Consider the following 11850-nt stretch of genomic DNA (forward strand, 5'->3'; position numbering starts at 1 on the left):
CTCGTGGCAACGGCGCGACGATCCGCCTTCCGCGCGGTGCGTCGCTGTCCGACTTCGCCGACCGCATCGGCGCGAACCCCGCCTCGCTCGTGCAGATCATGCTGCACCTCGGCGAGATGGTGACCGCGACGCAGTCGGTCAACGAGGAGACACTGCAGCTGCTCGGTCAGGAGCTGGACTACAACATCCAGGTCGTCAGCCCGGAGGAGGAGGACCGCGAGCTTCTCGAGGCCTTCGACATCGAGTTCGGCGAGGACGAGGGCGACGAGGCCGACCTGGCCGCGCGCCCGCCGGTCGTGACCGTCATGGGTCACGTCGACCACGGTAAGACCAAGCTGCTCGACGCCATCCGCAAGACCAACGTGGTGGCGCGCGAGGCGGGTGGCATCACCCAGCACATCGGTGCTTACCAGGTCGCCACCGAGCACGAGGGCGAAGACCGGAAGATCACCTTCATCGACACCCCGGGTCACGAGGCGTTCACCGCCATGCGTGCCCGAGGCGCCAAGTCCACCGACATCGCAGTGCTGGTGGTCGCGGCCGACGACGGTGTGAAGCCGCAGACGATCGAGGCCCTCAACCACGCCCAGGCGGCCGAGGTGCCGATCGTGGTCGCGGTCAACAAGGTCGACAAGGAGGGCGCCGACCCCAACAAGGTCCGGGCCCAGCTCACCGAGTACGGCCTGGTGGCGGAGGAGTACGGCGGCTCGACGCTGTTCGTCGACATCTCGGCGAAGAACGGCACGGGCATCGACGAGCTCCTCGAGGCCATCCTGCTGACCGCGGACGCCGAGCTCGACCTGCGGGCCAACCCGACGATGGACGCCCAGGGCATCGCGATCGAGGCGCACCTCGACAAGGGCCGCGGCCCTGTCGCGACCGTCTTGGTCCAGCGCGGCACGCTGCGCGTCGGCGACTCGATCGTGTGTGGCGAGGCCTTCGGCCGCGTCCGCGCGATGCTCGACGACAACGGCGACGCGGTCGAGGAGGCCACGCCGTCCCGTCCGGTCCTGGTGATGGGTCTGACGGCCGTGCCGAGCGCCGGTGACAACTTCATCGTGGTCACCGACGACCGGATGGCCCGGCAGATCGCCCAGCAGCGCGCGGCGCGCAAGCGCAGCGCCGACATGGCGAAGTCGAGCCGTCGCCGCACCCTCGAAGAGCTGTTCAGCGACCTCGAGAAGGGCCGCGTCGACGAGCTCAAGCTCATCATCAAGGGTGACGTGTCCGGTTCGGTGGAGGCCCTGGAAGACGCCCTGCTCAAGATCGACGTCGGCGACGAGGTCAGGCTCCGTGTCCTGCACCGCGCGGTCGGCGCGATCACCGAGTACGACGTCAACCTGGCCGTCGCCGACGACAACGCGGTCATCATCGGCTTCAACGTCCGCCCCGAGCCTCGGGCGCGCGACCTGGCCGAGCGCGAGGGCGTCGACATCCGCTACTACTCGGTCATCTACCAGGCGATCGAGGAGATCGAAGCGGCGCTCAAGGGCATGCTCAAGCCCGAGTTCGAAGAGGTCCAGATGGGCACCGCCGAAGTCCGCGAGGTCTTCAAGGTGCCGAAGATCGGCAACGTCGCCGGTTCGCTGGTCCGCTCCGGCACGATCGTCCGCAACAGCAAGGCCAGGATCATCCGCGATGGCGTCGTCATCGCCGACAACCTGACCGTCTCGTCCCTGCGTCGCTTCAAGGATGACGCCACCGAGGTCCGCGAGGGCTTCGAGTGCGGCATCGGTGTCGGTTACAACGACATCCGGATCGACGACGTGATCGAGACATTCGAGATGCGGGAGAAGCCGCGCGTGTGACGCGCGGCCGGGCGCCCGGCGGGACATCCGCCGGGCGCTTCTCGCACGCCCTGGCCTGGTCCCCACCGCACCAGGCCGGTCGTGCGTTCACACCAGGTCAAGCGGTGGTTGCGAACGATGTATGTGGGTGCTCTGACCCTGGACATCCTGCTCGGCGACGTCAGGTCGCTGAAGCAGAAGCGCTCTGTCGTGCGGCCGCTGATCGCCGAGCTGCAGCGCCGTTACCCCAGCATCGCGGTGGCTGAGACCGGCCATCTCGACCTGCATCGCAGGGCCGAGGTCGGCGTCGCCGTGGTCTCCGCCTCCGCGGGAAACTGCAAAGAGGTGCTGGACGCCTGCGAGCGGATGGTGGCCTTCCGCCCTGAGATCGAGCTGCTGTCCGCCAGGCACCGGCTCTACAACGACGAAGATTGAACGACAGCACGGCCAGGTCGTGCGTGAGGGGGAGCGAACATGGTGGATGCCGCACGAGCGAGCAAACTCGCCGACCGCATCCAGCAGATCGTCGCCGAGATGCTGGAACGCCGGATCAAGGACCCGCGCCTGGGCTTCGTCACCGTGACCGACGCGCGCGTCACGGCTGACCTGCGCGAGGCGACGGTGTTCTACACGGTGTTCGGCTCCGACGCCGAGCGGAGCGACAGCGCGGCCGCCCTCGAGAGCGCCAAGGGGATCATCCGTTCTGAGGTGGGCCGCCAGACCGGCGTACGTTTCGCCCCGACGCTGACGTTCAAGCACGACCCGCTGCCTGACAGCGCGCGCCACCTCGACGACCTGATCCTCGCCGCCAGGGCGCGGGACGCCGAGGTCGCGCGCCAGGCCGAGACCGCCTCCTACGCGGGGGAGGCCGACCCCTACAAGAAGCCGGACGAGGGTGAGGACGACCAGGAGTGACGCCCGACGTACGCGACAGGGCCGGTCGCCCGGCCCGTCTGGGGCCCCGCACGGTCACCGCGATCCCTGAGGCCGCGTGGGACCGGGCGGTGCGGCTGATCCGCCAGGCGGAGGAGATCGCGCTCGCCTGCCATGTGACACCGGACGGCGACGCGCTCGGCTCGATGCTGGCCGTGGGGTTCGCGCTGCGGTCGATGGGCAAGCGCGTCGTGGCGTCGTTCGGCGACCATCACTTCGTGGTGCCGCGGCTGCTGCGGTTCCTGCCGGGGCAGGAGATGCTGGTGCCGCCGGCGGATTATCCCGTCGCGCCCAAGCTGATGATCACCTTCGACGTCTCGACGTTCGAGCGGCTGGGGCTGCTGCGTGACAACACCGCCAGGGCGCACGAGGTGATCGTGGTGGACCACCACCCGTCGAACGAGGGGTTCGGCACGCTCAGCCTCATCGACTCCACGGCTGCCGCCACGGCCATGCCGGCCGAGCAGCTCCTCTACCGGCTCGGCGGGCGGCTCGACCGCGACATCGCCACCTGCCTGTACACGGGGCTCGTGACCGACACGGGGTCGTTCCGGCACTCCTCGACCACGCCTGCCGTGCACCAGATGGCGGCCAGGCTCGTCGCGACCGGGCTCCGTACCGACGAGATCGCCCGCGAGCTGTGGGACCGTTCACCGTTCGGCTACCTCAAGGTGCTGGCCGCCGCGCTCGACCGGGCGGTGCTGGAGGACGGGCTGGTCTGGACGTACGTGACGCGGGTCGATCGGGCCGCGCAAGGGCTGCCGTACGCGGAGCTGGAAGGCATCATCGACATCGTGCGGCGCACCGACGAGGCCGAGGTCGCGGTCGTGCTCAAGGAGGACGATCACGGCCACTGGCAGGTGTCGACCCGGTCCAAGGGCACGGCCGACGTGGGAGCCGTCTGCGCGGCGCTGGGCGGCGGCGGACACCACAACGCGGCCGGATACACCTCGCACGACAGTGTGGAGGCGACCATGGGCGCCTTCCGGCGCGAGCTGGGGAAGGTTTGATGGCCGAGAGCGGTTTGATCATCGTCGACAAGCCCGGCGACTGGACGTCCCATGACGTGGTGGCCAAGATGCGGCGCATCGCCGGCACCCGCCGCGTGGGGCACGCGGGCACGCTCGACCCGATGGCGACAGGCGTGCTCGTGGTCGGCGTGGAGAAGGCCACCAGGCTGCTCGGACACCTGACGCTGACCGAGAAGGTGTACGAGGGCACGATCCGGCTCGGCGTGAACACGAACACCGACGACGCCGAGGGCGAGATCACCGCCACGGCACCCGCGTCAGAGGTGACGGCGGCCGAGATCCACAAGGGCGTCGCGGCGCTGACCGGTGAGATCATGCAGGTCCCGCCGCAGGTCAGCGCGATCAAGGTGAACGGGCAGCGCGCCTACAAGAAGGCACGCGCGGGCGAGGAGGTCGAGCTGCAGGCCCGGCCTGTCACCGTGCGGTCGTTCGAGGTGCTCGACATCCGGGCCCACGATGACGTCGTGGACGTGGACGCGATCGTGACCTGCTCCAGCGGCACCTACATCCGCGCGCTGGCCCGCGACCTGGGGGCGGCGCTCGGGGTCGGGGGGCATCTGACCCGGCTGCGGCGCACCCGCGTGGGGCCTTACGACCTCTCGCTGGCCAGGACCGTCGAGCAGCTCGCGGAGGAGTGCGTGATCCTGCCCATCGGCGAGGCGGTGGCGGCGGCGTTCCCGCGCCGGGACGTGACGGCCGAGGAGGCGCGCGTCATCGGGCATGGGGGGCGCCTGGGCGCCGTCGGGCTCGGGAAGGGGCCGATCGGCGTGTTCGGGCCTGAGGGTGAGCTGCTGGCGCTGGTTGAGGAGCACGGCCGCATCGCCAAGCCCCTCGCCGTCTTCGTCCCCTAGAGCTGTCTCCGCCGCTTGGAGGGCCATCTGAGGGTGCCCCGGCGCGCGAGCCGGGGTGGCTCAGGCGGGTTTGCGGGCGACGATGATGTCGCGGACGATCGCCTGGTCCACCCAATGCTCGAAGTCGGGGTAGTCCATCACGTCCAGGCCGGCCCCGGCGAGGATCTTGGCCAGCTCGGAGCTCTTGCCCCCGTAGGTGTTCCAGGAGATGCCCATAGCGCCGCCGGGGCGAAGCAACCCGGCCCAGACCGGGACGGCCTGCCTGAGGAGCTCCAGCGGGCTCCGTGACAGCCCGCTGCCGCCCTTGCTGCCGTGCTGGACGCCGTAGGGCGCGTCCGCCACCAAGACGTCGAACGAGCGCGGCTTGAAGAACTCCCGGCTCTTGAGCGTGTCGGCGTTCACCATGGCCAGGTGCTGCACGTCGCCGGCCTTGAGCGCCTCCTTCGACAGCCCGAACGTCACATTCAGCCGCCGCCCCACCAGGGCCCGCTCGCGCCGCACCGGCACTGTCTCGGCGGTGTGCTTGAGCCGCTTGTTACGCAGCCAGGTCTTGATGAACCCGGAGTAGGCCTCGAAGTCCTTGCCGTCGACGTCGAGCCCGTAGGCGTCGTAGCCGTACATGAGAGCCTGGTTGAGCGTCGTGCCGCGTCCGCACATCGGGTCGAACACCGCCAGCCGCTCGCCGAGGCCCTTGTCCCCGGCCAGCACGGTGACGTTGAGCAGCAGCTTGGTGAAGTGCTCGTTGGTCTTTCCCGCGTACTTCTGGATGGTGATCAGGTCGCTGCTCAGCCGGTCGAGTGGCTTCATGGCGAGCGGCCGGAGCAGCTCCCCTTCCATCCCAAAAATCGCATAAACAGAGGAAAGGTTGGACAAAAGTGAGATATCCGACTCGCTCAAGTCCGGCGACGTCTCAAACGTCACATACGGCACGCCCCCGATGGTGGTCTCCTCTGTGTCCACCACCTTCCCGCCCAGCCCGCGCGCGTCGAACACGGCCAGCTCGCCACGAGTCAGCCGGATGGAGCTCTCCCCGTAGACCCGGTTGAAGGCAGGCAGGATCAGAAGCGCGTAACGAGGCATGATGTCCGATCCTATCTCGATTGCCAGCCCTCGGTTCGAGTGAATAGAGCCGCGCGTGGCAGGCTTGTGTCGGATTGATCCGCCACGAGCGAATGGGGCCTAGCGTGCAGGGTTCGGGAAGGTCTGTCGTCACCATAGGTGTGTACGACGGGGTCCACCGCGGGCACCGGCGGGTGGTCGAGCGGGCTGTCGCCATCGCTCGCGAGCGGGGGCTGCGTAGCGTGGCTGTCACGTTCGAGCCGCATCCAGACGAGGTGGTGCGGCCCGGTTCGCACCCGCAGCGGCTCACCAGCGTGCGGCGCAGGGCTGAGCTGCTGGCCGGGCTGGGTGTGGACGAGATCGACGTGGTGCAGTTCACGCTCGACCTGTCGCGGACGAGCCCGGACGACTTCGCCCAGAACGTGCTGGCCGAGCGGCTGCGGGCGGCCGTCGTGGCGGTGGGGGAGGACTTCGTGTTCGGGCACCAGGCGAGCGGCGATGTGGAGACATTGCGGACGCTGGGCGATAAGTACGATTTCGAGGTGGAGGTCGTGCCCATGCTCGACGCCGTCTCCTCGGCCGCGATCCGCGAGCGGCTCGTCGAGGGCGATGTCGAGGGCGCCCGTGAGCAGCTCGGGCGGCCGCACCGGGTGGAGGGCGTGGTCGTGCGCGGCTACCAGCGGGGGCGCCAGCTGGGTTTCCCGACCGCGAACGTCGAGACGCCGCAGCACACCGCCATCCCGGCCGACGGGGTCTACGCGGGGTGGATGGAGTGCGTGCCGGTGGCCAACCTGCCCGCCCTCTACGCGGGCGAGCGGTGGCCGGCGGCGATTTCGGTCGGCACGAATCCGACGTTCGAGGGGGTGCCGCGGACGGTCGAGGCCTATGCGCTGGATCGGGATGATCTGGAGCTGTACGGGGTGCACGTGGCAGTCGAGTTCGCCGCGCGACTGCGCGGCAACACGCGCTTCGAGTCCATTGACGCGCTTATCGCTCAAATTCACGCCGACGTGGAGGCCGCCCGCCGTCTCACACGCTGAATTCACCATGTTTTACGGCTCCGCGCGGGCAGGCCACCCGCCGCACCTGGCTGAGGGCCCTCCAGGAAACGCCCTCTGACCCTTCACCCGCTGAGCGCCGTTACGGAGCGCATGCTTGACCGGCTGGGTAGCACCCGAGTACTCCGTGTGAGGTGGTAACCTTGCATGTCGGCTCTGTAGCGGCGGCGCTGCGCGCTGCCCATGACGGCCTTCACCGCGGCGACTGTAGGCACGCACGGTCGTTCGCACTCTCAATTTCATTCGCGCGTGCCTGTAGCTCAAAGGAGAGCCGTGTCCCTCGACACCGCTGCCAAGAAGTCCATCATCAGCGAATACGCGACGGCCGAAGGCGACACCGGGTCGCCCGAGGTGCAGATCGCACTGCTGAGCAAGCGCATCAGCGAGCTCACCGAGCACCTGAAGACGCACAAGCACGACCACCACAGCCGTCGTGGCCTGCTTCTGCTCGTCGGTCGCCGGCGTCGCCTGCTGAAGTACCTGCAGAAGGTCGACATCCAGCGCTACCGCTCGCTTATCGAGCGGCTCGGCCTGCGCCGATAACATGGAAAGGGAGCGGCGCACGCGCCGCTCCCTTTCTCATATGGGTAGAGCCATATGGTCGGGCGCGTGGCGGCGTGGAAACGCCGTCGCGCCTGACGTACAACTGAAGATCCGAGACACACAGCCCCCGCGTCCGCTCAGCACCATGCGACCCGCGACGCCTGCGGGCCGGTCCTCGGTAGTGGCTTCCGGTAGGAATTTGACAGTGAAATGTGACCGGGCGCTTCGATCGAAGACCGGCGCTGCACCTAACGAGGGTGCCGGTGAGAAAAGGGCGCGGGAGACCGACTACAAGGAGGTCCCCCGTGGAGGGTGTCCACACTGCTGAAGCCGTCATAGACAACGGCGTATTCGGCACACGCACGATCAGGTTCGAGACCGGTCGTCTCGCGCGCCAGGCGGCGGGCTCCGCCGTCGCCTACCTCGACAGCGACACGATGGTGCTCTCAGCCACCACCGCGTCGAAAGCGCCCAAGGAGAACTTCGACTTCTTCCCGCTCACGGTCGACGTCGAAGAGCGCATGTACGCCGCGGGTCGCATCCCCGGCTCGTTCTTCCGCCGTGAGGGCCGTCCCTCCGAGGACGCGATCCTCACCTGCCGGCTGATCGACCGGCCGCTGCGCCCGTCGTTCGTGAAGGGCCTGCGTAACGAGATCCAGGTTGTCGCCACCGTGATGGCGCTCAACCCCGACCACCTCTACGACGTCGTCGCGATCAACGCCGCGTCGCTGTCGACCCAGCTTGCCGGGCTGCCGTTCTCCGGCCCGATCGGCGGCGTGCGCGTCGCGCTGATCGACGGCCAGTGGGTGGCCTTCCCGACGCACCACGAGCTGGAGCGAGCCACGTTCGACATGGTCGTGGCGGGCCGCGTGCTCGACGACGGCGACGTCGCGATCATGATGGTCGAAGCCGAGTCCACCAAGGACACGCTCAAGCTGGTCGCCGAGGGCGCCGTCGCGCCGACCGAGGAGACCGTCGCGCAGGGCCTGGAGGCGGCGAAGCCGTTCATCAAGGTGCTGTGCGAGGCCCAGGCGCGCATCGCGCAGGTCGCGGCCAAGGAGACGGCCGAATACCCGGTCTTCCTGGACTACCAGGAGGACGTCTACGACGCGGTCGAGGCCGCGGTGAAGACCGAGCTGTCCGCCGCCCTGGCCATCGCCGGCAAGCAGGAGCGCGAGAACGAGCTGGAGAAGGTCAAGGCGCTGGCCGCCGAGAAGCTCCTGCCCGAGTTCGAGGGGCGCGAGAAGGAGATCTCCGCCGCGTTCCGCTCGGTGATGAAGAAGCTCATGCGCGAGCGGGTCATCAACGAGGGCATCCGTATCGACGGACGCGGCACCAAGGACATCCGCGCCCTGTCGGCCGAGGTCCACGTGGTGCCCCGGGTGCATGGCTCGGCCCTGTTCGAGCGCGGCGAGACCCAGATCATGGGCATCACGACGCTCAACATGCTCCGCATGGAGCAGGTCATCGACACGCTCAACCCTGAGCGGACCAAGCGCTACATGCACAACTACAACTTCCCGCCCTACTCCACCGGCGAGACCGGCCGGGTGGGCTCGCCCAAGCGCCGCGAGATCGGTCACGGCGCGCTGGCCGAGCGGGCGCTGATCCCGGTGCTCCCGACCCGCGAGGAGTTCCCGTACGCCATCCGCCAGGTCTCCGAGGCGCTCGGCTCCAACGGCTCCACCTCGATGGGCTCGGTCTGCGCGTCCACGATGGCGCTGCTCGACGCCGGTGTGCCGCTCAAGGAGATGGTCGCGGGCATCGCGATGGGCCTGATCGGCGAGGGTGACACGTACGTCACGCTGACCGACATCCTCGGCGCCGAGGACGCCATGGGCGACATGGACTTCAAGGTCGCCGGCACCAAGGACGTCATCACCGCGCTGCAGCTCGACACCAAGCTCGACGGCATTCCCGCGAGCGTGCTCGCAGGCGCGCTGAAGCAGGCCAAGGGCGCCCGCCTGGCGATCCTCGACGTGATGCAGGAGGCGATCGCCTCTCCGGCGGAGATGAACCCGACCGCGCCGCGCATCATCACCATCAAGGTCCCGGTCGACAAGATCGGAGAGGTCATCGGCCCGAAGGGCAAGATGATCAACCAGATCCAGGACGACTCCGGCGCCGAGATCACCATCGAGGACGACGGCACGATCTACATCGGCGCCACCGATGGCCCGTCCGCCGAGGCGGCCCGTTCGGCGATCAACGCCATCGCCAACCCGCACATGCCGGAGGTCGGTGAGCGCTACATCGGCACGGTCGTCAAGATCGCGGCCTTCGGCGCGTTCATCTCGCTCCTGCCCGGCAAGGACGGTCTGCTGCACGTCTCGCAGATCCGCAAGCTGCACGGCGGCAAGCGCATCGAGAACGTCGAAGACGTGATGAGCGTCGGCGAGAAGATCCAGGTCGAGATCGCCGAGATCGACGCCCGGGGCAAGCTCTCGCTGGTGCCCGTCGAGGTCATCGAGAAGGAGGCCGCCGAGAAGGAGGCGAAGGGCGCCGCCGGGGCCGACGAGGCAGGGGAGGCTCCGCCTGCCGAGGAGGCTTCCGAGAGAGAGGCCGCCGAGGACAAGCAGGATCGGCCCCGTCGCACCCGGACCCGCGTTCGCACCCGTGGCAGCAGCAACGACGGGGACGACCGGAACTCGTGAGCGAGTTGACGAACAGCGGTCCTGAGTCCCTCCCTGAGGGGCTCACGACCACGCTGCACCCCGGCAGGGATGGAGCCGGGGTGGTGAGGCGCACCGTCCTCCCCGGCGGGCTGCGCGTGGTGACCGAGACCATGCCGACCGTGCGCAGCGTCGCGGTCGGCATGTGGGTCGGCATCGGCTCGCGCGACGAGGCCCCCGAGCACATGGGGGCCACCCACTTCCTTGAGCATCTGCTGTTCAAGGGCACCCCCACGCGCGACGCGATGGAGATCTCCGCCTCCATCGAGGGCATCGGCGGTGAGATCAACGCCTTCACCGCCAAGGAGTACACGTGCTACTACGCGCGCGTGCTCGACGAGGACCTGCCCATCGCGGTCGACGTGCTCGCCGACGTGGTGACCAGCTCGCTCATCACGGAGGAGGACGTCGAGTCCGAGCGCGGCGTGATCCTCGAGGAGATCGCCATGCACGACGACGACCCCTCCGACGTGGTGCACGAGCAGTTCGCCGCCGCGCTCTACGGCGACTCGCCTATCGGCCGGCCCATCCTCGGCACGGTCGACTCGATCAACACGCTCGGGCGCGACCGGATCGCCGAGTACTACCACCGCTACTACCGGCCCCGCCGCACCGTCGTGTCCGTCGCGGGCAACGTACGGCACGAAGAGGTCGTCGAACTGGTCACCAGGGCGTATGAGCGGGCGGGCGCGCTCAGCGGACCGGCCGAGTTCGCCCCGCCGCGCACCAGCGGCCCGGGGGCCGAGACGCGCTCCGGCGTACGGGTGCTCGACCGGCCGACCGAGCAGGCCAATCTGGTGCTCGGCACGACCGGCCTGTCCCGTACGGACGACCGCAGGTTCGCGCTCGGCGTGCTCAACGCCGCGCTGGGCGGCGGCATGTCGTCCAGGCTCTTCCAGGAGATCAGGGAGAAGCGCGGCCTGGCCTACTCCGCCTACAGCTACACCTCGGCTTACGCTGACACCGGCCAGTTCGGCATCTATGTGGGCTGTCTGCCGTCGAAGATCGACGACGTGCTCAAGATCTGCCGGGACGAGGTGTCCAGGGTGGTGGCCGATGGCCTGAGCGCCGACGAGATCATGCGCGGCAAGGGGCAGATGCGCGGCGGGCTCGTGCTCGGCCTGGAGGACACCGGCTCGCGCATGTCGCGCATCGGCAAGAACGAGCTGGTCTACGACGAGCTGATGTCGGTGGACGAGGTGCTGTCCCGCATCGAGGCGGTCACCCCCGACGAGCTCGACGCGGTGGCCAGGGACGTGCTCGAACGGCCGCTCACGCTCGCCGTGATCGGCCCGTACGGCGACAAGGACTTCTCTGACGTCGTCAGCGAGTGAGAAACCTGCCAAGTGGGCTGCCGTCACGGTCTTGAGCAGCCACGACGGCGGGACGGCAGTCCGGTCGGCAGGTTTCCTGCTGGTATAGGGTTGCCGTGTGATCAGGGTAGGTGTGCTGGGCGCTCGCGGTCGGGTGGGCGTCGAGGTGTGCAAGGCGGTCGAGGCGGCCACCGACATGGAGCTGGTGGCCGCGCTCGACAAGGACGACCCCATCGAGGGGCTCGAGGGCGCCGAGGTGGTGGTCGACTTCACCCATCCCGACGTGGTCATGGGCAACCTCGAGTGGGCGATCCGCCACGGCATCCATCCGGTGGTGGGGACGACCGGGTTCGACGAGGGACGGCTGGAGACCGTGCGCGGATGGCTGGCCGAGTCTCCGGGCACCCACTGCCTGATCGCGCCCAACTTCGGCATCGCCGCTGTGCTCATGATGCACTTCGCCCAGCAGGCGTCCCGCTACTTCGAGTCCGTTGAGATCGTCGAGCTGCACCATCCCAACAAGGCCGACGCGCCGTCCGGCACGGCCCGGCGTACGGCGGAGCTGGTGGCCGAGGCGCGCGGCAAGGCAGGGCTCGGGCAGAT

At 68.8% G+C, this 11850-nt stretch carries 11 protein-coding genes; 10 read left to right on the plus strand and 1 reads right to left on the minus strand.

Features of this window, described 5'->3' with window-relative positions:
* From infB to truB, 5 genes are all read left to right on the plus strand, one after another.
* A partial coding sequence (gene infB / locus AB0J09_RS39100; protein ID WP_360702454.1) for a translation initiation factor IF-2 occupies positions 1-1808 on the plus strand: 1808 nt, incomplete at its 5' end.
* 117 nt (positions 1809-1925) lie between these two features.
* Positions 1926-2222 (plus strand): DUF503 domain-containing protein, encoded by a 297-nt coding sequence (locus AB0J09_RS39105; RefSeq protein WP_080042097.1) that lies wholly within the window; start codon positions 1926-1928, stop codon positions 2220-2222.
* Between the two features lie 39 nt (positions 2223-2261).
* The gene (gene rbfA, locus AB0J09_RS39110) at positions 2262-2702 is read left to right on the plus strand and encodes a 30S ribosome-binding factor RbfA (protein WP_360702457.1); all 441 of its coding nucleotides are present in this window, start codon (positions 2262-2264) and stop codon (positions 2700-2702) included.
* Positions 2699-3730: a bifunctional oligoribonuclease/PAP phosphatase NrnA gene (locus AB0J09_RS39115; RefSeq protein ID WP_360702460.1), complete on the plus strand. Its 1032-nt coding sequence runs from the start codon at positions 2699-2701 to the stop codon at positions 3728-3730. Before rbfA ends, AB0J09_RS39115 begins: the two co-directional genes overlap by 4 nt.
* Complete coding sequence (gene truB / locus AB0J09_RS39120) at positions 3730-4602, plus strand: tRNA pseudouridine(55) synthase TruB (RefSeq protein WP_360702463.1); 873 nt, start codon at positions 3730-3732, stop codon at positions 4600-4602. Before AB0J09_RS39115 ends, truB begins: the two co-directional genes overlap by 1 nt.
* A 60-nt stretch (positions 4603-4662) precedes the next feature.
* On the opposite strand, the gene AB0J09_RS39125 is transcribed toward truB, so the two are convergent.
* Positions 4663-5682 carry an SAM-dependent methyltransferase gene (locus AB0J09_RS39125; protein ID WP_360702465.1) on the minus strand — a complete coding sequence of 340 codons (1020 nt, stop codon included), beginning with the start codon at positions 5680-5682 and terminating at the stop codon, positions 4663-4665.
* Positions 5683-5774: 92 nt separating this feature from the next.
* Between AB0J09_RS39125 and AB0J09_RS39130 the strand changes: the two genes are divergently transcribed.
* The 5 genes from AB0J09_RS39130 to AB0J09_RS39150 all read left to right on the plus strand — a co-directional run.
* Positions 5775-6701, plus strand: a complete 927-nt coding sequence (locus AB0J09_RS39130) for a bifunctional riboflavin kinase/FAD synthetase (RefSeq protein ID WP_360702468.1) — start codon at positions 5775-5777, stop codon at positions 6699-6701.
* 291 nt (positions 6702-6992) lie between these two features.
* Positions 6993-7262, plus strand: a complete 270-nt coding sequence (gene rpsO / locus AB0J09_RS39135) for a 30S ribosomal protein S15 (RefSeq protein ID WP_132592555.1) — start codon at positions 6993-6995, stop codon at positions 7260-7262.
* A gap of 305 nt (positions 7263-7567) precedes the next feature.
* Positions 7568-9916 (plus strand): polyribonucleotide nucleotidyltransferase, encoded by a 2349-nt coding sequence (locus AB0J09_RS39140; protein WP_360702470.1) that lies wholly within the window; start codon positions 7568-7570, stop codon positions 9914-9916.
* On the plus strand, positions 9913-11268 hold the full coding sequence (locus AB0J09_RS39145) for a pitrilysin family protein (RefSeq protein ID WP_360702473.1): 1356 nt from the start codon (positions 9913-9915) through the stop codon (positions 11266-11268). Before AB0J09_RS39140 ends, AB0J09_RS39145 begins: the two co-directional genes overlap by 4 nt.
* 97 nt (positions 11269-11365) lie before the next feature.
* Positions 11366-11850: dihydrodipicolinate reductase C-terminal domain-containing protein (locus AB0J09_RS39150; protein ID WP_360702476.1), on the plus strand; the 485-nt coding region annotated here is incomplete at its 3' end.

The organism is Nonomuraea sp. NPDC049784 (assembly GCF_040659615.1).
Lineage (GTDB): Bacteria > Actinomycetota > Actinomycetes > Streptosporangiales > Streptosporangiaceae > Nonomuraea.